The organism is Microbacterium yannicii (assembly GCF_024055635.1).
Taxonomy (GTDB): Bacteria; Actinomycetota; Actinomycetes; order Actinomycetales; family Microbacteriaceae; genus Microbacterium; species Microbacterium yannicii.
This window is the reverse complement of the sequence record NZ_JAMXMB010000006.1, coordinates 45,476-70,001: the sequence shown is the minus strand read 5'-3', so window position 1 is coordinate 70,001 and position 24,526 is coordinate 45,476. Positions and strand designations below refer to the sequence as shown.

Below are 24,526 nucleotides of genomic sequence, written 5' to 3'. Positions count from 1 at the left end.
AGAATCGCGAGCGTGAAGGCCATCCGAACGTTCACGGTCCGCCCTGTCCTCGCCGAACCCCTCGCCCCGCTCGATCGCCTCGCCTCGAACTGGCGCTGGTCGTGGAGCCGTGCGACGCATGCCCTGTTCGCCTCGATGGATCCCGCGCTGTGGGACGACATCGGCGCCAACCCCGCGCGCATGCTCGGCGCCCTCGGGCAGGAGAGGCTCGACGAGCTCGCGCGCGATGAGGAGTTCGTGGCGCGCGTCCGCGACGAGGACGAGCGCCTCACCGCCTACCTCGACGGCGACCGCTGGTTCCAGCGCCTCGAGGGCCCGAAGCCGATCCACATCGCGTACTTCTCCCCCGAGTTCGGTGTCGACGGCTCGCTGCCGCAGTACTCCGGCGGCCTCGGCATCCTCGCCGGCGACCACCTCAAGAGCGCCTCCGACCTCGGCGTGCCGCTGACCGGCGTCGGCCTGTTCTACCGAGCCGGCTATTTCCGCCAGTCGATCGGCGACGATGGCTGGCAGCGCGAGGCCTATCCCCTGCTCGACCCCTACGGTCTCGGGCTGACGCTGCTGCGGGACCGCGCGGGCGCTCCCGTCGAGATCGCGCTCGACCTGCCGGGCGACCGCCGGCTGCACGCACGCGTCTGGGTGGCCGACATCGGCCGCGTGCCGCTGCTGCTCCTCGACTCCGAGACGCCGTCGAACACCGACGAGCTGCGCCGCGTCACCGACCGTCTGTACGGCGGCGGCGGCGAGCACCGCCTGCTGCAGGAGCTGCTGCTCGGTGTGGGCGGCGTGCGCGCGGTTCGCGCGTTCTCCGACCTGACCGGTCGCCCGAGCCCCGACGTCTACCACACCAACGAGGGCCACGCCGGCTTCCAGGGACTCGAGCGGATGTCGGAGCTCATCACGCACGATGCCCTCGACTTCGACGCGGCTCTGGCCCAGGTGCGCGCGGGCACGGTCTTCACGACGCACACCCCCGTGCCGGCCGGCATCGATCGCTTCTCACGCGAGCTCATCGCGGACGTGCTGGCGGGCGGTCTGTTCCAGGGCCTCGATGCGGGCCGCGCGATCGCGCTCGGCCTCGAGACCTGGGACGGCGGCGACCAGGGTGTCTTCAACATGGCCGTGCTCGGCCTGCACCTCGGCCAGCACGCGAACGGCGTCTCGGTGCTGCACGGCGAGGTGAGCCGCGGCATGTTCGGCATGCTGTGGCCGGGGGTCGACGCCGACGAGGTGCCGATCACCTCCATCACCAACGGCGTGCACGCGCCGACGTGGGTCCACCCCGCTCTCAAAGCAGTGAGCGAGCGGGCGTGGGGCGATGCGCACACCGACACGCACGACTGGACCGACCGCGCAGCCGTGACGGATGCCGAGCTCTGGGGTGTGCGTCAGCAGATGAAGGGCGGGCTCGTCGCCGAGGCACGGCGGCGGGTGGCGGCATCCCTCTCCCACGGCACCTCCAGCGGCAGCAGCCGCACGCCCGCGTGGGTGGAGGACCTGCTCGACCCGGAGGTGCTGACGATCGGCTTCGCTCGACGCGTGCCGACGTACAAGCGCCTCACGCTGATGCTGCGCGACCCGGAGCGGCTCACGCGACTGCTGACCGACCCCGAGCGACCGGTGCAGATCGTGATCGGCGGCAAGTCGCACCCGGCCGACGACTCGGGCAAGATCCTCATCCAGCAGCTCGTGCGCTTCAGCCGCGATCCGAAGGTGCGCGGCCGGATCGTGTTCCTGCCCGACTATGACATCACCCTCGCCAAGGATCTGTACCCCGGCTGCGACGTCTGGCTCAACAACCCGCTGCGCCCGCTCGAGGCCTGCGGTACGAGCGGCATGAAGGCCGCGCTCAATGGCGCGCTCAACCTCTCGATCCTCGACGGCTGGTGGGACGAGTGGTACGACGGCGAGAACGGCTGGGCGATCCCGACGGCCGACACCGCGGCGAACGACGAGGAGCGCGACGACGTCGAGGCCGCTGCCCTGTACGACCTCATCGAGCACCAGCTGGTGCCGAAGTTCTACGAGCGCGAGGGCGGCATCCCCACCGCCTGGCTGGGCATGGTGCGCCACACCATGACCGACCTCGGCAAGAAGGCGACGAGCGACCGCATGGTGCAGGACTACGTCCGCCGGCTGTATGTGCCGGCGGCCGCCCACGATGTGGCGCTGCGCGCGGACGGGTTCGCCGAGGCGCGCGAGCTCGCGGCGTTCGTCGGGCGCGTCAAGAGCGCCTGGGGCCGGATCTCGATCGCGAGCGTCGACAGTTCGGGCATCCCCGCGCAGGCGCAGGCCGGCGACGCGCTCGAGGTGCACGCCGACGTCCGCCTCGACGGCCTCTCGCCCGACGACGTGGCGGTCGAGCTGCTCTACGGCCGCACCGACGAGGACGACGCGCTGGCGCGCGAGCACTCGGTGTACCGCCTCTCCCCCACCGGCGACGGCGTCGACGGTGTCCGCACCTTCACCGGCACCCTGCCGCTCACGGTGACGGGCACCTTCGGGTACACGGTCCGCGTGCGACCCACTCACCCGCAGCTGGTGTCGCCGGTGGAGCTCGGGCTGGTCACCTACGCCTCGTAGGACGCCGATGACGGATGCCTCGACCCGGCGCGCTGCGTCGGGTCGAGGCATCCGTTTCGTTCATGGTTGCGGCGTCACGGGTCGGTCGTTCCTCACTTGAGGAGCTGCGCCGAGATGAGGGACGACGGGCCGCGCGGCGGCCCGCAGCTCGACCCTGCTCCTCATCTGAGGATCGGGTTCACGGCCGGCCGCGTGCGTTGGATCGTTCCCATGTCGGCCTCGGCGGCCTGGACCCACCGGTTCGAGCCGAACGCCTGACGCACGGAAGACGGATGCCACGGCCCGGCGCGTATGCGCGGGTCCGGGGCATCCGTCGTCCCACGTAGGCTGGTGCGGTGAAGCCGTTCGTCCTCCTCGCGACCCGTGCCGAGGACGTGCCCGCCGACGAGGAGTACGCGCTGTTCCTGCGCTACACCGGTCTCACGCCCGAGGAGCTCGTGCGGGTGCGGCTGGAGGCCGAGCCCATGCCGAGGTTCGATCTCGATGAGCTGTCGGGCATCTTCGTGGGCGGGGGTCCGTTCAACGCCTCCGATCCTCTCGAGAAGAAGTCGGCGGCGCAGCGCCGGGTCGAAGCGGAGTTCGCGCGTCTGCTCGACGAGGTCGTGGAGCGCGACTTCCCGTTCCTCGGCGCCTGCTACGGCATCGGAACACTGGGCGCGCACCAGGGCGCGGTGATCGACCGCAGCCACAGCGAGCCGATCAGCGTCGTGCCGGTCACGGTGACGGCGGCCGGGGCATCCGATCCCCTCCTCGAGGGCATGCCGACCACCTTCGACGCCTTCGTCGGCCACAAGGAGGCGATCTCGCAGCTCCCCGCCTCGGCGACGCTGCTGGCGTCGTCGCCTGACTGTCCGGTGCAGATGTTCCGCGTCGGCGCGAACGTGTACGCGACGCAGTTCCATCCCGAGCTCGACGTTGAGGGCATCACGACGCGCATCCACGCATACGCCGAATACGGATATTTCGCCGCCGACGAACTCGAGCTCACCCTCGCCGCGGTGCGCCGGGCTGCGGTCTCGCACCCGAGCCGCATGTTGCGCACGTTCGTCGACCGCTACGGGCGCTGAGCGGGCCCTTCGGCCGGCTGCCAAGGCCGGCTCTTCTCACTCGCAGGTGCGACGACGATGCGGCTGACGGATGCCTGCCCGGCGGGTGCGACGGATTCCAACGCCGGGCCCAGGCCGATGTCGACGAGCACGATCTCGCCGGCGAGCATCGGCCCGCGTCCGACCACCAGACCAGCCTTGACCGCCCCGAACGTGACGGTGACGGATGCCGGCAGCACGACGCCGTCGGCTGCGCCGGTGTCAGGGTGCAAGCCGCTCGGCAGGTCGACGGCCAAGACGCGGGGCGGGCGCGCGTCGCCCGAGGAGGTCGACGCTGTGGAGAGGAGTCCGGCGACCGCCTCGCGGGCGACGCCGCGCAGCGCGGGGTCGCCGGAAGCGCCGATGCCGAGGACGCCATCGACGATGAGCCCGTAGCGGTGCACCGTCTCGCGGACGTCGGCCAGATCGACCCTTCTGACGCCCGCTCCGGTGGCGGACGCGAGAGCCGCCTCGTGGAACCGGTCGGCGACGAGCAGTGCGTCGACGTCGGCTACATCGACAAGCTGCGCGGCGGCGTAGAGCGCGTCGCCGCCGTTGTCACCGCTGCCTGCCAGCACGAGCACCCGCGGGTGCGGTGCGTCGGGGCGTTCGAGGGCGACGGACTCCAGCGCGCCGGTGACCATGGTGACGACCGGCGGCGCGAGTTCGGCCCGTATGACGTCAGCGAGCGCACCGGCAGCTCGCTGCATGAGCGGCACGCCACGGTCGAGCAGCGGGCGCTCGGCAGCGCGCACCTGCTCGGCCGTATAGGTCGGCACCGTGTGGCTCACGGTCGCGACTCTCGTTCACCGACCCGCGCCGCATCGGCCGGTGCACCGGCGTCTTCCGCGGCCTTGCTCCCCGGGACTCCGCCGGCGTCCTTCGCCGTCTTCTTCTGCGCGGCCACGCGCTCTTTGTCGGCGTCGGCGCGCGCGTGCTGGAGTTCCTCGGTGGCCACGCGCACGGCATCCTCCGCCTGCCGCACCCGCCGCAGCGCGAACGTCGGCGAGCCGAACCGTTCGCGCACGCGATCGACGTTCTCGCGCTCGCTCACGATGATCCACGTCGACGCCAGCAGGATGACCTGGGCGGAGAGGTTGAGCCACAGCAGCAGCGCGATCAGGCTGGCGAACGTGGCGAGGAGCGGGTTCGACCCCGCGCCGGATACGAAGATCCCCGACAGCTGCTGCAGCACCGTCAGCCCCACGGCGCCGAGGAAGGCGCCAGACCACAACGCGCGCGGACGTGCGCGCACGCCACTCAGCGTCACGAAGGCCAGGGCGACGACCGCCATGTCGAGCACGAAGACGACGAGCACCGACACGCTGCGCGTGGCGATCGTCGCGAAGTCGCCCTGTGCGATTCCCATCCAGTCGAGCACGGCGCCGATGAACGAGGTGCCCACGAACGTCGCGCCGGCGGAGAGCACGAAGCCGCCGCCGATGGCGATCGCCAGCAGCAGGTTGCGCAGCAGCACCCAGACGAAGAACACGTCGTCGTGCACGCGGTCGGCCAGCGTGCGGATCGCCACGCGCAGCGACCCGATCGCGCCGATGGCCGCTCCGACCAGCGCGACGAGGGCGATGATCCCCGCGACGGTGAGGCCCGCGGGCGCTTCGATGTCAGACACGTCGACGAGGCCGCCCTTGCCGACGAGACCCGGGATCGCGGCGTCCACGGCGTCCACCAGCGATGCCCAGGCCGCGGGGTTGCCGGCGAGCCAGATTGCGGCGAACGAGAAGCCGAGCAGAACACCCGCGAATACCGAGAAGAGGGACCGGTACGTGACGCTGTCCGACAGCATCGGACCGCGGCGCTCGGCGTAGTGCAGCCATACCCGCACCAGGCGAAGAGACAAGGCCCACGCGGTCACTTTCGCGATCAAGTCCGCCATGGCGTCACACTATCGGCCGGCGAACCCCTCGGCTCAGGGTTGACGCAGGGGTCATAATATGAGCCTGGGGATTGGGGATGACATGAGAGGTCTCGCGCAGACGCTCGTGCTCACCGGCGCCGTTCGCGCCGCGGAGATGTCCGCCGCCCTCGCCGCGGTCGGCGACGGGCCGGATCTCAGGCAGCTGCTCGTGAACAGCAGCCTCGCGACGGAAGCGCAGATCGCCGAGGCCGTGGCTCTGCAGACCGGCCACCGCTACTTCGACATGAGCGACATCACGATTGCGACTGATGTGCTCTCGCTGGTGCCGGGGCACCTCTGCCGCCGTTACCAGCTCATCCCCCTCGATCGACTGCGCGACCGGATCGTCGTGGGGATGCTGGACCCGACAGACATCATCGCGATCGACGACGTGACGAGCATCACCGACCTGCAGGTGGAAGCGGTGGTCGTTGCAGCCGACGCGCTCCGCAACGCCTTCGAACGCTATCTGCGGTCCGACGAAGAGTTGAGCGACCTGTCGGAGCAGATCGGCGAGTCCGCTTCATCCTCTCCCGGCGTCACCTTCACGGAAGTGCTCGAGGAGCAGGATGCCGACGCCCCCGTTGTCCGGTTCGTCAATCTGCTCATCACCCAAGCCATCAACGACCGGGCCAGCGACATCCACATCGAGCCGGGCGAGCATCAGCTCACGGTTCGATTCCGGATCGACGGCGTGCTCCACGAGATGCAGCGCGCCGACCGCGCGATCCAGGACGGTGTGATCTCCCGGCTGAAGATCATGTCTGCGATCGACATCGCCGAACGGCGCCGCCCGCAGGACGGGCGTCTCTCCGTCCTGCACGAGGGGAGGCAGATCGATCTCCGGGTGGCCACGCTCCCCACGGTGTGGGGCGAGAAGATCGTCATGCGCATCCTCGACACCTCCGGCCAGGTGATGGCGATGAGCGACCTGCGCTTCTCCCCGATCAACGAGCAGCGCTTCCGCGCGGCGATCGCGCGACCGCATGGAATGGTCCTCGCGACCGGGCCGACCGGCGCGGGCAAGTCGACAACCCTCTACACCGCTCTTCTCTCAGTCGCCAACCCGCGCATCAACGTGATCACGGTCGAGGATCCGGTCGAGTACCGCATTCCCGGGGTCAGTCAAGTGCAGGTCAACAACCGTGCCGGCCTGACATTCGGGGTGGCGCTGCGATCGATTCTCCGCAGCGATCCCGACGTCGTGCTCGTCGGCGAGATCCGCGATCAGGAGACGGCGATCATCTCGATCGAGGCGGCGCTGACGGGCCACCTCGTGCTCTCGACGTTGCACACGAACGATGCGCCGTCCGCGTTGACTCGATTGACCGAGATCGGCAGCGAACCCTTCCTGGTGGCGACCGCACTCACGGCGGTCGTCGCACAGCGGCTCGCGCGCCGCCTCTGCCTGCGGTGTCGCGCGGCGTATACCGAGCCGGAGGACGTCCTCGATTCGCTCGGCTTCCCGCACGTTCCCACCGATCCACCCCTGCTGTACCGCGCCGTCGGCTGCCCCGCCTGTTCTGGTACCGGCTACCGCGGGCGCATCGCTCTGCATGAGGTGATGGTCATGACGGACGAGCTGGAACAGCTCGTCGTGACCCGCGCGACTGTCACCGCGATGCGTCAGCTCGCACTGCAGCAAGGCATGATCGCCCTCAGGGACGACGGCTGGAGCAAGGCGGCTCAAGGTCTGACGACGATCGAAGAGGTGCTACGCGTCGCGGTCTAGGCCTCTCCGTCACTGCCGGCTCAACTCCCCGTAGATGGTGAAAATCGGAAGATACAGCGTCACCACCATGCCCCCGATGATCAGGCCGATGCCCACGATGAGGATGGGTTCGATGACCGAGGTCAGCTGTGAGGTCGCCGTCTCGACCTCCTTCTCGTAGAAGTCAGCGACGCTCGCGAGCATCGCTGACAGCGTGCCCGACTCCTCTCCCACCGACACCATCTGGGCGACCATCGGCGGGAAGACCGCAGCCTTGGCCAGCGGCGCCGAGAACGACTTGCCGTCGCGGATCGACGCCTGAATGCTGCGCACGGCCTGCTCGATCGCCCAGTTGTCAGAGGCCTTGCCGATGACGTCCAGTCCCTGAACGAGCGGAACTCCGGCGTCCAGCATCATGGCGAGGTTGCGCGCGAATCGTGCCGCGGCGATCTTCGTGATCATCGAACCGAAGACGGGCAGTTTGAGCTTCATCGGATCGACCACTCTGCGGTACGCCTCGGATCGGCGCTGGCGCCTCCAGACCAGCCATACCGCGCCGCCGCACACCAGCAGGAGGGGCAGGATCCACCACATGTTCGACGAGACGCCGACGAGGACCTGCGTCGGCAAGGGCAGCTGCGAGCCGAGGCCGGCGAACATCCCCGCGAACACCGGCACCACGAATGTCACCATGGCGATCACACCCAGGATCGCGATCACCAGGACGATGATGGGATAGGTCACCGCCGCGCGGACCCTGTTCCGCAGCTCGGACTCGTTCGTGTAGGTCCGCGCGACCGATTCCATCGCCGCCCCGAGGAATCCGCCGGTCTCGCCGACGCGGATGACGTTCACCATCAGCGGTGGGAACACATCGGGGTGCGAGGCCAGTGCGGCTGAGAACGCCACGCCCGACTCGACTTCGGCGTGAACGCTGATGATCGCGCCCTGCAGCCGTTTGTCCGTCGTCTGCTCGCTGAGGATGGTGAGTGTGCGCAGGAGCGGAAGCCCCGCATTGATGAGACCGGCCATCTGTGTCGCGAAGAGGGCAAGCGACTTGACCTTGACGCGGCGCTCGAACCCGGGCAGGGACAGGTCCATGTTGAGGCCGGTCTTCGATACCAGCGTCACTTCGAGAGGCGTGAGTCCCTGCGCTCGCAGCTTGCTCGTGACTGCTCCCTCGCCGGGAGCCTCGATCGTGCCTTTGACCACGCCACCGCCGGCGGCGTCTACGGCGCGATAGGCATACTCCTGGACGATCGGCACGTCACTCCTCCGTCCGCACGAACGCGAGCGCCTGCACGTCGAGATGATAGCCGTCTTGCACGGACTCCATCATCGTCTCGGTCACGGCCAGCAGACGCGGGCCCATCCCGAGCGCATCCAGGAACGCCGCCGCCTGAGCCGGATCGTCGAGCGCGAGAGAGATGGATACGGCGACCTGGAGCTCCGGCGCCTCAGCCGTCCCCCTGCCTGGATCGGCAGCGGCATCCGCGGACCCCTCGCTCCTCGGCCCGCTCGGCTCGGAATCGGCGCCGAGATCGACGGCGCCGGTGTCTTCGGGCCCGGTGCGTGTGGTCCATGGCACGGGCTCGAGTGCGTTCACGGCGAGCACTGTCGCACCGGCTGTGGCGGCAGCACTCGCGACGATCTCGAAGAGGTCTTCCGTCTGAGCCGTAGCTGGGATCTGGGTCCGCAGCACGGCGACATCGGCGTTGATCTCGTCGAGGCGTCCATCCTCCTCGTTCAGCAGGTCGACTTGGCTCTGATACAGATCGTTGTTCTGGGAGATGAGTCTTGTCTGTGCGCTCGTGGCAAGCGACTGGAAGTAGACCGGCATTCCGATCAGGAGGATCCCCGCCGCCAGCACGGCAGCCACCACGACCGTTCCGACGACGTTGATGAACTGCTTCTGCATCATCCCTGCCCTCCGGCATACGCCCCGGTGTAGACCGACTGATCGAACTCGATCGTGAGTTGGTTCGTGTAGACCCCGTCGCCCGCCGAGGAGGAGACCTCCCACCCGTCGGCGCCGATGACCCCGGGCAGCGCCCGGTAGGCGCGAATCAGGCCCGCGATCTCGACGGGCGTCGGGCTCGTCACGGTGAGCTGTCCCCGCAGCCCCGTCTGCTCGGTGGGCTCCTCGTCTTCGAGGGGGGCGCCACCCACCTCGAGGTCGAAAGCTGTCATCACTGCCCCCGCAGGCAGGACACCGTTCAGCGTCGCGTACAGCGACGACCAGTCGAGCTCGGACGCCATCGCGTCGGCGCGGAAATCCTCGAGGTCGCGCTGGGTGCCGAGCGCGACGCTCACCTCGGACAGCTCGGCCGATTCAGTGAGGAGGGCGTCGGTGCGGGCCTGCTCCGCGGCCAGCTCGTTGACGGCGACCCAGTTCAGATACAGGGTGACGGCGAGGATCACCAGCAGGGCGATCAGCGCTGCGACCAGCGCCCAACCCCATGCACGGAGGATCCTGGCGCGATCGCGGCGCTGGATCTCGACCCGTGGCGTGAGATCGACGCGAGGGATCCCTGACAGAGTCGTGGTGGGCGCACCGCGTGCCATCAGTAGCCCTCCCTGAGCGTCACGCCGATCGTGGCGATCAGATCCATGCCGAACTCGTCGGCCGCCGCGGTCGACGCGTCGGTCTTCAGTACCTCGTCGACCCGGATCGTCCGTACCTGCGCATCGAGCGCGTCCGCCAGTGCGTCCTTGACGCCGGGAGCGGCGGCGCCGGCCCCGCTCAGGAACACCTCCGTGGCCGCAGTCGAGCCGGCGCGATTGCCGTAGAACGCAATGGTGCTCCGCAGCCGCGATACCAGGTCGGCGATCGACGGATCCTGGCCGTTCGCCATGCGGGTCGCCGCCCGCCCGCGCGGCGTGGGCGTCGGCGTCGGCACGGTCTCGAAGATCTGGCCGTTCGCATCCGTTGCGACGATGCGCTGGGCGCGTGCTCGTGCAGCGGATGTGAGGACGTCGATGGGGATGATGCGGACGAAACGGGGAATGCCGTCCACCGCGATGACGACGTAGGTCGTGTGGTCGCCGACATGAAGCATGGCGACGGTCTTGCCCGGCGCGCCGAGGATTCGGGCGACGCGAGCGAGCCCGAACGGCACGAGGTCGACCGAATCGACCCGCAGCCTCGCCTTCGTCATCGTTGCGATCAGCCCCTCGACCGTCTCCGACACCGCAGCGACGAGCAGGCCGCTCACCTGGTCGCCTTCCTGGGACACCGGATAGAAGTCGAGGACCGCCTGATGCGCCGGCACGGGGAGCAGGTCCTGCACCTGGAACGGAAGGGCCTGCTTCAGCAGATCCGGACGCAGGGCGTGAGTGGTGTACTCGCGAACCAGAACGCGGCGGCTGCCGATGCCGAGCACGACCTGGCGCCCTTTGATGCCCGCGCGCAGCCACAGTTGGCGGAGTGCCACCGATACCGCATCGGGGTCGAGCACCTCGGAGTCCTTCGCGGCGCCGATGGGCAGCGGCACCTCGCCCGCCGCGACCAGCCTCGGGGCGCGGCCCGATGTCACCTCGACCGCGCGCACGCTCTGCTCGGTGATCTCGAGTCCCACCAGCGTGCCGGCCATCGTCCCTCACCTCCCCTGCGCCGTGTCGTCCCTGACCTCGGCGTGTCGCTGCATCATGTCCCCGCGACGAGCCCCAAATACCACGTTGCGATCCTCTCCCCGAAGAGGATTCCCACCCACGCCCCGGCGAGCATCCACGGGCCGAACGGGATCGCGCTCGTGCGGCCCGCACGCCGGAACGCCAGCAGGATGATTCCGAACATACCCCCCAGGAGGAACGCGGCGAAGGTGCCCACCGTGAGGGGTCCCCACCCCAGCCACCCCAAGTAGATGCCGAGCACCCCCGCGAGCTTGACGTCGCCTCCTCCCATGCCACCGCGGCGGATCGATCGCAGCAGCAGATAGAACCCGTAGAGCACCGCGCCGCCGACAGCGGCGCGGAGCAGCGCCGGCCAATCGTGACCCGACACAGATGCCAGCGTGAAGAGGATGCCGGCGACGGCATAGCTCGGAAGCACGATGGTGTTCGGGAGACGGTGCGTGTCCAGGTCGATGAAAGTCAGCGCGACGCTGATCGCGGCGAGATAGAGGAACGCGACGACGACGAGCGCAGCCCCGACCCATGCGCCGCCGATGCCGGCGGAGGCGGGCGCGTCCGTCCGGAACACTGACGCCCCGAAGAGCCACGCGACGCCGATGAAGGCCCCGCCTGTGAGGACCTCGACGAGCGGGTAGCGCACAGAGATCGGTTCTCCACACGATGCGCACCTGCCGCGCAGGGCGATCCATGACACCACCGGCACGTTCTGCGGCGGCGTCACGCGTGCGTCGCACCGCGGGCAGCGGCTCTCCCGGGTCAGCGGCACTCCCGCCGGCACACGGACGATCACCACGTTGAGGAAAGACCCGATGACAAGGCCGAGAATACCGGCGAGGACGAGGACCGGGACGACGACGGAGCCCGCCGTCATCGCACATCACGCTGCGACACGATCGGCCCCAGGGTGGGCGCGAGGCTGAGGCCGGGGACGTCGACGGACCGTTCCGCCAGGATCAAGGACGGCGGTGTGCTCCCAATCCAATCCACTTCTCCACCGTAGACCTGGCCGTTCCAGCGCGAGACCGGGGCGAAGCGCCGGCCGAGCGTGATGGTGCACGGAGAGTACACCTGACCGGATACCTTCTCGTCGAGGAAGACGTTCCGCAAGGAGATCGAGCGGCTCTCGTCGGGACATGTGGGCTGCTGGTCGACCGTATCGTCGGGGGCGATGATGTGGAAGGCGTGGTCGACCCCGTCGCTTGAGCGCACCGTCAGGTTCCTGCCGCTGAGCCCGTCGACGATGAGAGCGACGTCGGTCTGAATCTCGAGCTCGACACCGTCGAGGTCGATGCGTCCGCAGTTCCGGAGGTCGATCACCGTCGGCTCTGTGAGCTCTTCGATCTCTGCGACGGCGTCGGCGGGCGGGAGCGCAGGGAAGTCGCACGCGCCCCGCACAGGCGCGTCCCACCCCGGCCACTCCGCCGCGTCGAAGGAGTAGTCGACCCAGGGGATGAGATAGACGGCTTCGGTCACCGTCACCGCACCGGCGGACCCGGTCCCGGTCGACGTGAACGTCACGGCTCCGTCGCCGCACTCCGACTCCGCCGAATACTGCGGATCCGATGCGCTTGTCTCGATACCACAGGGACCGTCGGCACTGCGCGCCGTCGCAACGGCAGCCGCGATGCCCGCATCGGCTGCGGCACGAGCTTCGGCGACGTCGCGGTTGCCGACGAGCGCGCCGGTGGTCTCGGTCACGATGACCGCGAGCGCCAGCCCGGCCATTGAGAGCACCAGCATCACGACGAGCACGACGATCAGCATGGAACCCGCATCGTCGGGCTGACGATCCCGACGCGCAGCCCTCAGCACGGCGCACCTCCGACGCCGCCTGCGCTCGTCGCGCCCCCGACCAGTGGGACGCTCGATCCCTGGGACGAGAGCGTGACGTGATAGCGCAGCTCGCGGGCGTCCGCCTCGAACGCGCCGGTGACTCGGACGGGCAGTCCATCGGTGGATTCGCGGTGCACGAGCGAGACCCACCCGGCCGGCGCTTCGCCTGCCGATGCCTCGCGTGCGGGCGCAACGTCGATCGGCGCCGGGCTCGTTCGGTAGAGCAGATCGCCCTCCCCCGTCACGACCCATGCGCGGCACTCCGAACTGCCGCTGTCGATGAGCACACGGGCGCGCAGCGTGCCGCCATCGTCGGTCACCGCGAACCAGCTGGCGCTGCGGATGCCGCTCTGCAGCGTCTCGTTCGTGACCGCGGCGCGGCCCGTCAGGCTGTCGCTCTCCGTCGTCGCGGCCTGCGATTGCCAGCCCGTGGTGAAGAGTGCGGTCATCAGTCCGAGGACGACTGCCGCAAGGCCGACGTACATGATCAGTTCGATGAGGGTGACGCCACCGTCGTCGGCGACCCCTCGGCGGCGGAGGACGGGCGTCATGACGTGACGACGACTCTCGTCACGAGCGTCGCCAGTGAGTTCGACCGCGGGCATGGCGATGCCGGATCCGCGGCGGGCGAAGCGTCTTGTTCGTACACGCACGAGGTGACGACGACCGTGCCGGGAAACACCGGCGGGCAGGAACCGACATGGACCGCGGAGAGCAGGCCCGACTCGGGTTCAGGCACATCCACCTGCACCGAGTCGCGCACGCTGCCGGCGCCGCCCTCGCACGCATTGTCACCGTCGTCGGGAAAGGCGTTCCGCATCGTGGCGAGCCGGCCCGCCGCCAGCGCATTGGCCGCAACGACCTGCTCATTGACAGCCCCGGACCGCGTCACCCCGATGAGGAGGGGCAGCACGGCCAGTGCCAGCACCGCGAGGAGGAACATCGCGACGATCATCTCCACCAGGCTGAAGCCCGCCTGCTGCCCGTCGTCGACCCCCCGGCCCGCCGGAGCCGGGTGGCGAGGGGCGATGGGAACGACCATCGTTCCGGATCAGTCGGTCGGGCCGCCCTCACTCACCCACGATGCCGGGATTCGTGCAACCGGGGCCCGCGAGCGCAGTGAACGATGCGCTCGTGGCCGACACGCAGACCTGATCGACGGTGGCGACAGCGCCGACGATCGCATAGGTGAACTCGTCGTTGTCCTCCGGCGCGACCGGATCCGTGCCCGCGGCGATCTGAGAAGCGACCTGGGTGGCACCGTTCGCCGCCGCGGCGAGCGCGGCGTTTCTGCCGGCCTGCTGCTGCAACCCGATGAAGACAGGGATCGCGATGGCGACCAGAATCCCCAGGATCACGACGACGACGATGAGCTCGATGAGCGAGAAGCCCGACTCACCCTCGTCAGTCCGACGACGTGCTATCTCCGCGTCGCGATATATCTCGGTGAAGCTGCGCATCGTGCGATGCCCCCTCGCAGTCTTTCGATGCCCGATCGAACCGACGAGACGACCGCCTCGGGGGTATCCCAGCCGCTCGAAGGCACGGGTCTCATTCGAACGGGAAAGGACCCGTGGTACCGGCGAATCCTTCCCCCACGAGCATGAGCGGACGCCTCAACCGTGTCAATGCGGATTTGCTCATTGTTGTGCAAGCAAACACTCAGGACTGGAGCGCCGCGAGGCAGTCGACCTGATCACCCGTCGAGCACCTCCAGGCGCACGGTCACCGGACCGCCGTCGACGAGCTGCTCGGCATCCCGCACGGCCTTCTTGAGCGGCAGCACGTACGAATCGGTCTCGGCCAGCGGAAAGATCGACGTGGCCCACTCGGTGCCGCCGATGCGGGCGCGCACGCGCACCGAGCCGAACCCGCGATACGGCCGCGGGATCTCGCGGATCTCATGGCCGAGCTCCGACGGCACGGCCGTGAAGAACCACGCGGAGTCCTCCCGCGCAGCCCAGCGGAACACATCGCTGTCGAACTCGATGATCACCCTGCGACGCTACCGCCCGCAGGCGACACCCGTCACAGATGCTCACCCGGCGGCCCGCCGTGCCGATCCACGAGGCGCTGCAGACAGCTCGACCAGCCGTCGACGTGCTGGTCGCGCTCCTCGCCGCTCGTGAACCCGGAGTGCCGCACGATCACGCGGGTCGCGGCATCCGCTGCCGGCCGCAGGTCGATCTCGACGTCGGTCGCGTGCTCCTCCCCGGCCCATCGCCACGCCAGCCGCAGCGTGCGCGGCGCCTCGAACGTGAGCACCGTCGCCTCGACGGCGAGGTCGGCGGGCACCGACCGCACCTCCCAGCGACCCAGCTCCCGGAGCTCCACCACGGCAGTGGACTCGAAGCGGGGTGGCCAGAACCATTCGGCGAGCAGGTCGGCGAGCGTGAACTCGCGCCACACGACATCGACGGATGCCGCGACCAGCGCCTCTTCGGTGAGCTCGTGCATGCTGACACCGTACGCCGAGCCTCCCCCATAGGATCAAGCGCATGTCGAACGCGCGCCCCCGGCCACCCCTCGCCACGCCGGACCGCCCGGGCCGCGACCTCTCCCAACCGCTGCCACCGGCGCTGAGCTGGATCGCGCTGCTGGTCTTCGCCGTCGGAATCGCCATCGCGTACCTCGTGTGGGGCCTGGCGTGGTGGGTGCCCGTCCTCTATGGCGCCGCGAGCCTCGTCGCGTTCGCGGCCTACGGCATCGACAAATCGGCAGCCCGACGCGGCGCGGCTCGCATCTCGGAACAGACGCTGCTCCTGCTCGGGCTCATCGGCGGGTGGCCCGGAGCGATCGTGGCGCAGCAGCTCTTCCGCCACAAGACACGCAAGCGGTCCTTCCGCCGAGTGTTCTGGGGAACGGTCGCAGTCAACGTCCTCTTGCTGGGGGTTTACGTGTACCTCGTCGCGGGTGGCGTGTTCGGCTTCTGACGCGGTGCGCGGGGTGCGGCGCGCTTCGACAGGCTCAGCGACCGGGGACCGGGGTTGCTCGTCGCTCCGGGGCGTTTCGTCTCGCTCGTTCCTCGCTCGCTCAACGACCGGAACCTTTGCCCCTGGTCGTTGAGCGAAGGACGCTCCAGCGCCCGAAGACGAAACGCGTCGAGCGTACGAGGCAGCGCGGCGGGGTCAGCGACCGTAGCCAGGCGCCCAGTCGTCCCCGTCGCGGATCCACTCGGCGGCGGGCTCGGCATTCGTCGGCGACAGGTCGGCACGCCGCCACTTGGCGCCCTCCGGCCAGCTCACCGCGAACGTCGACGCGACCTTGAACACGCGGCGAGACAGGCCAGACAGGGTCTGCACCGGGCGAGCAGACACCGGCATCCGCAGCTGCGGGTCGTAGCGCACGCCGTCGGACGGACGCAGGCGGATGGTCAGATCGAGGTCGTCGTGGATGCGGGCGTTCTGCCGGTCGACGTGCTCCCGCACCCGCTCCCACACGCGGGCCCGCATGGCGAAGTTCGACCCGAACACCAGCGGGATGCCGAGCCACTTCTTGATCCAGTAGTGCCCGCCGCCGATGTACCAGCGCTCGCCGAGGTAGTTCTGCAGCGGCGTGCCGCCGTAGAACTCGGCCCCGCCGGTGAGGACGCCCAGCGTCGGGTCGGAGACGAACGCGCGCACCAGGGTCGCGATCCAGTCCGAGTGCGGGCGCGAGTCCGCATCGAGCCGCGCGATGATGTCGGCTCGCTCGAGCGCCTCGTCGTAACCGCGCGCGGCTGCCGGCCAGATGCCGATCGACGACTCGTGCACGACGACCGCGTCATGAGAGCGGGCGACCGCGGCGGAGGCATCCGTGCTCGCATTGTCCACGACGATCACGACGTCGGCCGGGTGCGTCTGCGCGGCGAGCGCAGCCAGGCACGCTGCGAGGTAATCCGCATCATTCCGGCACGGAATGACCACGGCGACGCGAGGGGCGAGGGGCACATCGTCACCCTACTCCCGCGCTGTCGGCAGGCGGCGCTACCCTGCCGACATGGACGGACTGCGCGTCGTGCCCGCCAATGAGGCGTCGTGGGATGACCTGCAGGTGATCCTCACGGGCGTCGCCGGGCGCTGTCAGTGCCAGCGTCAGCGCCTGGGCGATCGCGACTGGTGGTACATGCCCGAATCGGAGCGCGGCGCCATCCTGCGTGCCGAGACCCACTGCGACGATCCGCGTTCGGCGGAGACGATCGGCATCGTCGCCTACCACGGCGACGAGCCCGTCGCATGGTGTGCCGTGGACCGACGCGGCGTCTACGGACGCGTTCGGGGGTCGCCCGTTCCGTGGCAGGGACGTGAGGAGGACCCGGACGATGACACGGTCTGGGCCATCCCCTGCATGATCGTGCGCAAGGGCTACCGCCGCCAGGGCCTGACGTATCCGCTCGTGGCAGCGGCGGCGGAGCACGCGCGCTCGCGTGGCGCGACGGCCGTCGAGGGCTACCCGCTGCTGACCGGCGGCGGCAACGTCACCTGGGACGAACTCAACGTCGGACCCCTCGGGCCCTTCCTGGCTGCCGGGTTCCGCGAGGTGTCGCATCCGACGAAGCGGCGACTCGTCATGCGGCTCGACTTCTGACGGGTAACCGCGCTCACGACATTCGTGCTTGAGACCGCTCCCACGTTTGGTTACAGTCCGGTAAGTAAGCGGCAGGCCGCCGCGGTCATCCCTCAACGGAGAGGACTCTCCCCATGCCCGCCCCCGTTCCCCGCCTGCTGTCGCCTCGCGCTCCCTCCGCGCGCTCCGCCCCCTCCGCCCGCCGCCTCACCGCACGCATCGCCGCGCTCGCCACCGGCACCGCGCTCATCGCGACGGCACTGCTCGCCGCCCCGGCCGAGGCCGCACCACCACGGACGGTCGACCCGTTCCACCCCGACTTCGGTCCGAACGTCACCATCTACTCGCCCGAGACGCCGATCGCCGACATCCGGGCAGGTCTCGATGCCCTCCACGCGCAGCAGGTCGACGCCGAGATGAGCACCGCGCGCCAGGCGGTCTACTTCCTGCCCGGCGACTACGGCTCGGCGGCCGATCCCCTGCAGGTGAAGGTCGGCTACTACACCGAGATCGCCGGCCTCGGGGCCTCGCCCGAGGACGTCACCGTCCACGGCGCTGTCGAGGTCTACAACCGGTGCCTGGCCGACGGCGGCACGGGCAACTGTCTCGCGCTCGTCAATTTCTGGCGCACGATCGCCAACCTGTCGATCGACATCCAGGCGGCCGACCGCGGCTGCCGCACGGGCACCGACTTCTGGGCCGTGTCGCAGGCCGTCTCGATGCGACGTCTCGACGTCTCGGGGGGCAACCTGTCGCTGATGGACTACTGCACCGCCGGCCCGCAGTATGCGAGCGGCGGATTCATCGCCGACTCGCGGCTGCCGAACGTGATCAACGGCTCGCAGCAGCAGTGGCTCATCCGCAACAGCGAAGTCGCGAACTGGTCGAACGCCGTCTGGAACCAGGTGTTCGCCGGCGTCGTCGGCGCCCCCGACGACGCGGCGTTCCCCGACCCGCCGTACACGACGCTCGGCACGACGCCGGTCAGCCGCGAGAAGCCGTACCTGTACGTCGACGACGAGGGCCGATACAACGTGCGCGTGCCTGCCGCGCAGCACGACTCACGCGGCGTCAGCTGGGGCGACGGTGAGACGGCGGGACGCACCATCCCGATCACCGACTTCTTCATCGCCACCCCGGCAGACTCGGTGAAGGACATCAACAACGCGCTCGCGCGCGGCCAGCACCTGATCCTGACGCCCGGGGTGTACGACATCGCCCAGACGATCAAGGTGAAGCGCGCGAACACCGTGGTGCTCGGACTCGGGCACGCGACCCTCACCGCCGTGGGCGGTGCGGTGCCGCTGGAGGTGAAGGATGCCGACGGCATCGTGGTCGCGGGCGTCACCATCGACGCCGGCACCAAGCTGTCGCCGGCGCTGCTGCGCGTGGGCGAGCCACGCGGCAACAAGAAGCTCGACGCCGCCAATCCGATCACGCTCAGCGACGTTTACTTCCGCGTCGGCGGTCCGCACATCGGCAAGGCGACGACGGCGCTCGAGGTGAACGCCGACGACGTGCTGATCGACCACACCTGGGTGTGGCGCGGCGACCATGGCGTCGAGGGGTTCACCGACGGCGTGAACGGCGACACGGACCGGTGGCAGGCCAACACCGGCACGAACGGCGTCATCGTCAATGGCGACGACGTCACGGCGACCGGTCTGTTCGTCGAGCACTTCCAGACGTACAACACCCTCTGGGACGGCGAGAACGGCCGCGTCGTGCTCTACCAGAACGAGCTGCCGTACGACCCGCCGACGCAGGCTGACTGGACGCAGCCGGACGGCACGCTCGGCTACCCCGGCTACAAGGTGGACGACGACGTCTCGACGCACCGCCTCGACGGTGCCGGCGTGTACGTCTTCAACCAGAACAACCCGTCGATCCTCACGGCCGACGGGTTCGAGGTGCCGGAGACGCCGGGCGTGCGACTGCACCACATCATGACGGTGAACCTCTCGGCCGGCACCGTCCAGCACGTCGTGAACGGGGTCGGCGGGCAGGCCGACAGCGGCAACACCGGCACGCCGCAGTTCGTCGTGGACTACCCGCTGCCGTAAGGCGAGGAAGACGGATGCCCCGGCCCCGGCGATTCACGCCGGGCTGGGGCATCCGTCATTCGAACGGAGTCACCAGAGCGGGTGGATGGCCTCACGCAGGTCACGGTCATAGACAGCGCGCACGAGGCGATCGAACGCGGCGAGGTCGAAGCCCGTCTCCGCACCGGAGGCGTCGAGCAGGGCGGCCGCATCCGCGTTCGCCTCGGCCTGGCGCACGTTGCGCGCGCCGGGGATGACGCTCGTCACGCCCGGTTGGGCCGCGATCCAGGCGAGCGTCGCGGCGGGCAGCGGAACCCCGTCCGGCAGCGCAGCCGCGAGCTCCGCCGCCGCGGCGACACCGGTCTCGAAGTCGACGCCCGAGAACGTCTCGCCGCGGTCGAACGCCTCGCCGTGACGGTTGTAGGTGCGGTGGTCGTCGGCGGCGAACGTCGTGTGAGTCGTGTACTTGCCCGACAGGAGCCCCGACGCGAGCGGCACACGAGCGAAGATGGCGACGCCCGCCGCTTCGGCCGCGGGCAGCACCTCATCGAACGGCTTGAGGCGGAACGGGTTGAAGATGATCTGCACGTTCGTGACGTTCGGCCGGGCGATCGCAGCGAGCGCCTGTGCGCAGGTCTCCACCGACACGCCGTACGCGGCGATGGCCCCGGCGGCGACGAGGTCGTCGAGGGCGTCGTACGTCGCGTCGGCCTCGATCACCGCGGTCGGCGGGCAGTGCAGCTGCACGAGATCGAGCGTGTCGACGCCCAGGTTAGTGCGCGAGCGGTCGGTCCACGCGCGGAAATTCTCGGGCGTGTAGTTCTCGGGCTCCTGCGCCAGGCGCCGGCCCATCTTGGTCGCGACGGTGATGCCGTGATCCGGACGTGCGGCGAGGAACCGGCCGATGATCGACTCGCTCCGCCCGTCGCCGTAGACATCGGCGGTGTCGAACAGGGTGACGCCATTGTCGACGGATGCCGCGAGCACCGCGGTCGCGTCCTCCTCCGACACCGCGCCCCAATCGGCGCCGAGCTGCCAGGTGCCGAGGCCGATGGCCGAGACCGAGCGTCCGGTACGGCCGAGTGCGCGCTGCTGCATGAGGATCCTTCGAGGTGCGGAGCGAGGGTGACTCCAGCATCCCACGGCGCGGAGAGCTCGACCCTGTCGACGAGGCCTCCCGGCTACCCGCAGGCGCCGGTGGGCGCAAGTCCGGTACGCACGGTCACGCCAGCGGGTACTTTTGCCTGCGACCCACCTCTGGAGGCCGCCATCGCCGAGCACACTCCGCGGCTGCGCCGCGCCGTCTCGTACACCGCGCGACTCGCCGATCAGCCGCGCCTGCTGCTGGCCATCAAGACCTCTCTGGCAGCGGTGCTGGCGTGGTATCTGGCGCCGCTCATCCCGTTCACCGAGGACCAGTACTCCTACTACGCTCCGCTCGGCGCTCTCGTCACGATGCACCCGACGATCGCCCGCTCCGCGCAGGTGGGCGTGCAGGTCCTGGCGGGACTCGCCCTGGGCATCGCGCTCAGCCTGTGTGGCATCGCGGCGCTCCGGCTGGGGGTTCCGGGCGGCGTAGTGCTGGGTGTCGTGATCGGCGTCGGCGTTCTGCTCGGCGGATGGCGAGTGCTCGGCGCCGGCGCCGACTGGGTGGCGCTGGCGGCTTTGTTCGTGCTGCTCGCCGCGGGCGGCGATCCCGAGGGGTTCTCGATCTCCTACCTCGGCACGACGGCGTTCGGCGTCGTCGTGGGCATCGCGGTGAACCTCATCGTCGTGCCTCCCCTGTACCTCCGCCGCGCGAGCGAGCGGCTCTCGGCGCTGCGCGACGCCGTCACGACGCTGCTGCGGGACGCCGCCGAGGCCGTGGCTGACGACCGGCTGGACCCCGACCGCTTCCGCGCCGCGCTGGACGATCTCGGCCACACGCGATCGGCGGTGACCGAGGTGGTCGACGAAGCCGACGAGAGCGCCCGTGCGAATCCTCGCCGCCGGCGCCACCAGGAGGAGCGGGAGGAGAACGCGCGCCGCATGGCCGCTCTCGAGCGCACGGCTTTCCTCACCCGTGAGCTCATCGACCTGCTGGTCGGGCTGCAGGCCTCCGACGACGTCGCGTCCACCGATACCGTGCGCGAGCGCCTCGCGCACGCGATCCGGGAGTCCGCCGACCTCATCGCCACTCCGCTCGGCGACCCCGGGGCATCCGACCGCTTCCGCGGCGCGAGCGAGGCCCTTGCCGAGTACCAGAGCGCGCTGGGCACACCCGCTGCCGGCAGGCGCACGGAGCCGGCGGCGGGCGCGGCGGTCGAGCTGTGTCTGCGCCGCATCATCGACGTCACTCGACCGTTCGTCTGATCGGGATCGGCGTCGGGATTCCCACGCTCCCCGGGATCTCCGGGGTCGCGCTGCTCAGGGGTTGACGATCACGGGCGTTCCGAGAGGCAGCTCCGAGAGCTTCGTGATGGCGGTCGGGTCGACCCGGAGGCACCCGTTCGAGATCGGCCCCGAACGGGCGTCGTGGTAGTGGAAGGCCACGACGGCGGCATCCGCTCCTCCGAAGCCGTCGAGGGTGGGCGACTGCACCGACAGGTAGACGATCGGGTATCCGCGCGTGTACCCGTATTCGGGCACCACCCGCGTCGTCATGATGAACGAGCGCCCGAGCGGCGTCGGTGTGCCGTCCTGACCCCACCCGAAGTCGGTCGCGATCCGCTCCGCCACCCCCGCGCGGACGATGTCGATCGTGCGGGCCGAGATGCTCACCACGACGCTCGCGTCGCTCGGTGCGAGCTGGACGTCGCCCTTGCGCAGCCAGCCGGTGACCTGGGCGGGGTTGCCCTGCGACGGCACGGCCTGGCGTCCGGTGAGGAGCACCCTCACCCAGTGCTCCTGCTCCTCGACGACGGGCACTGCGGTGCCGTCGTAGGCGAACTCGTGCGGGAGGTACGCCACCGGCTGCGCGGTCGGGTCGGCCCAGATCGGCGCCCCGCTGCCGAGCGCGACCGCCTGCTCGGGCAGCGGCGTCGTGAACGCGGCGTCGTCGACCGGCAGGCCCGGAACCACCGCGAACACGTTCACCTGCGGCAGCGCCGCCACGTCGTAGGCGGCGGTATTCGCGGCGAAACCGGTCGGCGTCGGCGTCGGGGTGGGCGTGGGGCGGGGTGCCGCCGTCGCCGAGCGGGTCGGTGACGGCGGAGGAGCGGATGCCTCGGTCATGGGCGGCCGCAGCAGCCATACCGCCGCGAGGCCGCCCGCGATCAGGACAGCGGCGAGCACGCTGACGAGCCACGCGCTCCGCGGTCGACGCGAGGGCGCCTGCGGCCTCTGCGCCTGCGGCGCATCAGGCTCGACCGCCGCCGGGCCGTCTGTCTCGGCATCCCCCATTCCCCCATCGTCGGTGTCGATGGCGGATGCCGCAACCGCACGCCGGTGGCTAGCCTGAGGCGGTGAGCACCGACGAGGAGACCCGCCCCCCGATCCGGGTGCTCGGCATCATCGGCGCCGGTCGCGTCGGCCAGGTACTGGCGCGCCTGGCGATCGCCGCCGGATACCGCGTGCTCGTCGCCGGATCGGGAGACCCCGCTCGCGTCGCCGCCACGATCGGGGCCGTGGCTCCGGGAGCCGTCGCGGCCGAGGCATCCGCCGTCGCACGCGACGCCGACGCGGTCGTGCTCGCTCTTCCCCTGCCGCAGCACCGGACGCTGCCCGTCGAGGCACTCAACGGAAAGCTCGTGATCGACGCGATGAACTACTGGTGGGAGGTGGACGGACTGCGCGCCGACCTCGGCGACCTGCGCACCTCGACCAGCGAGACGGTGCAGCGATTCCTGCCGCAGGCGCGGGTGGTGAAAGCCTTCAACCACATGGGCTACCGCGATCTCGACGAAGAGGCGGGCCCCGCCGGCTCGCCCGGACGCAAGGCCATCGCGGTAGCCGGCGACGACGCGGCCGGTGTGGCTGCCGTCATGGGGCTCGTCGATGATCTCGGCTTCGATGCGGTGCACGCAGGTCCCCTGGCCGCGGGCATCATGCTCGAGCCGGGCGCCGAAGCCTTCGGCGCCGACGTGGATGCGGAGGAGCTGCGCGCGATGCTCGACCGCTTCCCCACGTCGCAGCGCGGCATCGTCGTCGCCCGCGCCCGCCGAGCGCTGACGGGGACGGATGCCGCCTCCTGACCTCAGCGGCGGTGCAGGATCGCGCGGATTCCGACGTCCAGCGCCGCGGCGAGCGCGATGGTGGCGAGGTACACGACCAGATCCCGCGCGTCGAACACGGTGCCGAGCACCAGCATGACGGGCGGGAGTTGCGCGCCCCACGCGAGCGGCAGGCCGGTCAGCTGAAACAGCTCGACGGCCGTGCACCACGCCGCGGCGATCGCTCCCGCAGCGACGGGCGGCAGCCGCGGCGCGATCAGCACGACAGCCAGATAGGCGGCGACGGCGTAGAGAGCGTCGCCAGCGATGTCGGTGGCAGCCGCATCGGGCAGCGCGCCATGCACGAGCAGACCGGCCGCGATCGTGAGGATCAGCAGCACGCCCGCGGTCACCCTGCGGGGAACGCTCGACGGCGCGCGCGTGCCGATCTGCTCCTCCGCGCTCACGCGAGGATCCCCGCCGCCCGGGCGGGCTCGGCGTACGCGGCCGCAAGGCTGGCGACCGTGGCGTGAGCGTTGAGACCGCTCGGGTTCGGGACCACCCACAGCTCCGCACCGCCGAGGCGCTCCGGCTGACGCCCGGCCACCGCACGGGGCCGCTCGAAACCCTGCCGATAGACCGTGAGCCCGGCGACGGCGACGACCCGGGCCTGCCAGTCCTCGACATCGCGAGCGAGCCGTTCGGCACCCTCGCGAAGTTCGTCGCGACTGAGTTCGTCCGCGCGGGCGGTGGCGCGGCGCACGACGCTCGAGATGCCGATGCCGGCGTCCAGGATCATCCGCCGGTCGGCCTCTGCGATGCCGTCGGCGTCGATCTGCGGCATCCGCGGAATGATGCCCGCCGCGACGAGCGCCGGATAGAAGCGATTACCCGGATGCGCGAAGGGCACACCCGTCGCCGCGGTCCACAGTCCCGGGTTGATCCCGACGAACACGAGCCGCGGATGCGGGGGCATCAGATCGGGGATGCTGCGCCCGCGGAACGACTGCAGCTCGGCGCGCGTGAAACCCATGCGTCCAGTCTCGCGC

Annotated in this window: 26 protein-coding genes; 8 read left to right on the top strand and 18 right to left on the bottom strand. The window is 70.0% G+C overall.

The genetic code is table 11. The features are described 5' to 3' along the window. The first annotated feature begins 12 nt into the window (after positions 1-12). Positions 13-2,583, top strand: a complete 2,571-nt coding sequence (glgP, locus tag NCG93_RS01855) for an alpha-glucan family phosphorylase (RefSeq protein WP_194415870.1) — start codon at positions 13-15, stop codon at positions 2,581-2,583. Positions 2,584-2,918: 335 nt separating this feature from the next. Then, the gene (locus NCG93_RS01850) at positions 2,919-3,650 is read left to right on the top strand and encodes a glutamine amidotransferase (RefSeq protein ID WP_194415872.1); all 732 of its coding nucleotides are present in this window, start codon (positions 2,919-2,921) and stop codon (positions 3,648-3,650) included. Here NCG93_RS01850 and NCG93_RS01845 read toward each other — a convergent pair. Beyond that, positions 3,638-4,459, bottom strand: a complete 822-nt coding sequence (locus tag NCG93_RS01845) for an NAD(P)H-hydrate epimerase (RefSeq protein ID WP_252787409.1) — start codon at positions 4,457-4,459, stop codon at positions 3,638-3,640. The two genes, NCG93_RS01850 and NCG93_RS01845, sit on opposite strands and share 13 nt — an antisense overlap. After that, positions 4,456-5,562, bottom strand: a complete 1,107-nt coding sequence (locus tag NCG93_RS01840) for a YihY/virulence factor BrkB family protein (protein WP_194415873.1) — start codon at positions 5,560-5,562, stop codon at positions 4,456-4,458. The genes NCG93_RS01845 and NCG93_RS01840 overlap by 4 nt, the downstream gene beginning before the upstream one ends. An 82-nt stretch (positions 5,563-5,644) precedes the next feature. Between NCG93_RS01840 and NCG93_RS01835 the strand changes: the two genes are divergently transcribed. Further along, entirely contained in the window at positions 5,645-7,315 is a 1,671-nt protein-coding gene (locus NCG93_RS01835; RefSeq protein WP_194415874.1) for a GspE/PulE family protein, read from the top strand. Between the two features lie 9 nt (positions 7,316-7,324). Here NCG93_RS01835 and NCG93_RS01830 read toward each other — a convergent pair whose 3' ends face one another. The 11 genes from NCG93_RS01830 to NCG93_RS01780 all read right to left on the bottom strand — a co-directional run bounded on the left by NCG93_RS01830 (position 7,325) and on the right by NCG93_RS01780 (position 15,217). After that, positions 7,325-8,560, bottom strand: coding sequence for a type II secretion system F family protein (locus tag NCG93_RS01830; RefSeq protein ID WP_194415875.1), 1,236 nt, complete (start codon positions 8,558-8,560; stop codon positions 7,325-7,327). A 1-nt stretch (position 8,561) separates the two neighbouring features. After that, complete coding sequence (locus tag NCG93_RS01825) at positions 8,562-9,215, bottom strand: hypothetical protein (protein WP_194415876.1); 654 nt, start codon at positions 9,213-9,215, stop codon at positions 8,562-8,564. Next, positions 9,212-9,859, bottom strand: a complete 648-nt coding sequence (locus tag NCG93_RS01820) for a hypothetical protein (RefSeq protein WP_194415877.1) — start codon at positions 9,857-9,859, stop codon at positions 9,212-9,214. Before NCG93_RS01820 ends, NCG93_RS01825 begins: the two co-directional genes overlap by 4 nt. Continuing rightward, positions 9,859-10,887 (bottom strand): type IV pilus biogenesis protein PilM, encoded by a 1,029-nt coding sequence (pilM, locus tag NCG93_RS01815; protein ID WP_194415878.1) that lies wholly within the window; start codon positions 10,885-10,887, stop codon positions 9,859-9,861. Before pilM ends, NCG93_RS01820 begins: the two co-directional genes overlap by 1 nt. Before the next feature lie 53 nt (positions 10,888-10,940). Beyond that, on the bottom strand, positions 10,941-11,798 hold the full coding sequence (locus NCG93_RS01810) for a prepilin peptidase (RefSeq protein WP_194415880.1): 858 nt from the start codon (positions 11,796-11,798) through the stop codon (positions 10,941-10,943). Then, positions 11,795-12,691, bottom strand: coding sequence for a hypothetical protein (locus NCG93_RS01805; RefSeq protein WP_194415882.1), 897 nt, complete (start codon positions 12,689-12,691; stop codon positions 11,795-11,797). Before NCG93_RS01805 ends, NCG93_RS01810 begins: the two co-directional genes overlap by 4 nt. Before the next feature lie 41 nt (positions 12,692-12,732). Further along, positions 12,733-13,311 (bottom strand): hypothetical protein, encoded by a 579-nt coding sequence (locus NCG93_RS01800; RefSeq protein WP_194415884.1) that lies wholly within the window; start codon positions 13,309-13,311, stop codon positions 12,733-12,735. Next, on the bottom strand, positions 13,308-13,802 hold the full coding sequence (locus NCG93_RS01795) for a prepilin-type N-terminal cleavage/methylation domain-containing protein (protein WP_194415886.1): 495 nt from the start codon (positions 13,800-13,802) through the stop codon (positions 13,308-13,310). Before NCG93_RS01795 ends, NCG93_RS01800 begins: the two co-directional genes overlap by 4 nt. Positions 13,803-13,830: 28 nt before the next feature. Then, a complete protein-coding gene (locus NCG93_RS01790; protein WP_194415888.1) occupies positions 13,831-14,220 on the bottom strand; it encodes a prepilin-type N-terminal cleavage/methylation domain-containing protein in 390 nt (129 codons plus the stop codon). A 236-nt stretch (positions 14,221-14,456) separates the two neighbouring features. Next, positions 14,457-14,756, bottom strand: a complete 300-nt coding sequence (locus tag NCG93_RS01785; RefSeq protein WP_194415890.1) for a DUF1905 domain-containing protein — start codon at positions 14,754-14,756, stop codon at positions 14,457-14,459. Between the two features lie 32 nt (positions 14,757-14,788). After that, on the bottom strand, positions 14,789-15,217 hold the full coding sequence (locus tag NCG93_RS01780) for an SRPBCC family protein (RefSeq protein ID WP_194415892.1): 429 nt from the start codon (positions 15,215-15,217) through the stop codon (positions 14,789-14,791). 41 nt (positions 15,218-15,258) lie between these two features. Between NCG93_RS01780 and NCG93_RS01775 the strand changes: the two genes are divergently transcribed. Continuing rightward, complete coding sequence (locus tag NCG93_RS01775) at positions 15,259-15,693, top strand: DUF1294 domain-containing protein (RefSeq protein WP_194415894.1); 435 nt, start codon at positions 15,259-15,261, stop codon at positions 15,691-15,693. A gap of 195 nt (positions 15,694-15,888) precedes the next feature. Here NCG93_RS01775 and NCG93_RS01770 read toward each other — a convergent pair whose 3' ends face one another. Beyond that, complete coding sequence (locus NCG93_RS01770; RefSeq protein ID WP_252787408.1) at positions 15,889-16,689, bottom strand: glycosyltransferase family 2 protein; 801 nt, start codon at positions 16,687-16,689, stop codon at positions 15,889-15,891. 49 nt (positions 16,690-16,738) lie between these two features. Between NCG93_RS01770 and NCG93_RS01765 the strand changes: the two genes are divergently transcribed. Continuing rightward, positions 16,739-17,326 carry a GNAT family N-acetyltransferase gene (locus tag NCG93_RS01765; RefSeq protein WP_194415896.1) on the top strand — a complete coding sequence of 196 codons (588 nt, stop codon included), beginning with the start codon at positions 16,739-16,741 and terminating at the stop codon, positions 17,324-17,326. A 113-nt stretch (positions 17,327-17,439) separates the two neighbouring features. Further along, positions 17,440-19,368 (top strand): pectate lyase-like domain-containing protein, encoded by a 1,929-nt coding sequence (locus NCG93_RS01760; protein WP_194415898.1) that lies wholly within the window; start codon positions 17,440-17,442, stop codon positions 19,366-19,368. A 69-nt stretch (positions 19,369-19,437) separates the two neighbouring features. Here NCG93_RS01760 and NCG93_RS01755 read toward each other — a convergent pair whose 3' ends face one another. Next, on the bottom strand, positions 19,438-20,445 hold the full coding sequence (locus NCG93_RS01755) for an aldo/keto reductase (RefSeq protein ID WP_194415900.1): 1,008 nt from the start codon (positions 20,443-20,445) through the stop codon (positions 19,438-19,440). Positions 20,446-20,472: 27 nt separating this feature from the next. On the opposite strand from NCG93_RS01755, the gene NCG93_RS01750 reads away from it, so the two are divergent. Continuing rightward, positions 20,473-21,699 carry an FUSC family protein gene (locus NCG93_RS01750; protein ID WP_252787407.1) on the top strand — a complete coding sequence of 409 codons (1,227 nt, stop codon included), beginning with the start codon at positions 20,473-20,475 and terminating at the stop codon, positions 21,697-21,699. A 54-nt stretch (positions 21,700-21,753) separates the two neighbouring features. Here the strand turns inward: NCG93_RS01750 and NCG93_RS01745 are convergent, their stop codons facing one another. Then, positions 21,754-22,728, bottom strand: a complete 975-nt coding sequence (locus NCG93_RS01745; protein ID WP_194415901.1) for a L,D-transpeptidase — start codon at positions 22,726-22,728, stop codon at positions 21,754-21,756. 62 nt (positions 22,729-22,790) lie between these two features. Between NCG93_RS01745 and NCG93_RS01740 the strand changes: the two genes are divergently transcribed. Continuing rightward, complete coding sequence (locus NCG93_RS01740; protein ID WP_252787406.1) at positions 22,791-23,519, top strand: NADPH-dependent F420 reductase; 729 nt, start codon at positions 22,791-22,793, stop codon at positions 23,517-23,519. 2 nt (positions 23,520-23,521) lie between these two features. On the opposite strand, the gene NCG93_RS01735 is transcribed toward NCG93_RS01740, so the two are convergent. Together NCG93_RS01735 and NCG93_RS01730 are read right to left on the bottom strand one after the other, a co-directional pair. Continuing rightward, positions 23,522-23,944, bottom strand: a complete 423-nt coding sequence (locus tag NCG93_RS01735; RefSeq protein ID WP_252787405.1) for a DUF2809 domain-containing protein — start codon at positions 23,942-23,944, stop codon at positions 23,522-23,524. Further along, on the bottom strand, positions 23,941-24,510 hold the full coding sequence (locus NCG93_RS01730; protein WP_194415903.1) for a mismatch-specific DNA-glycosylase: 570 nt from the start codon (positions 24,508-24,510) through the stop codon (positions 23,941-23,943). The genes NCG93_RS01735 and NCG93_RS01730 overlap by 4 nt, the downstream gene beginning before the upstream one ends. Positions 24,511-24,526 lie beyond the last annotated feature (16 nt).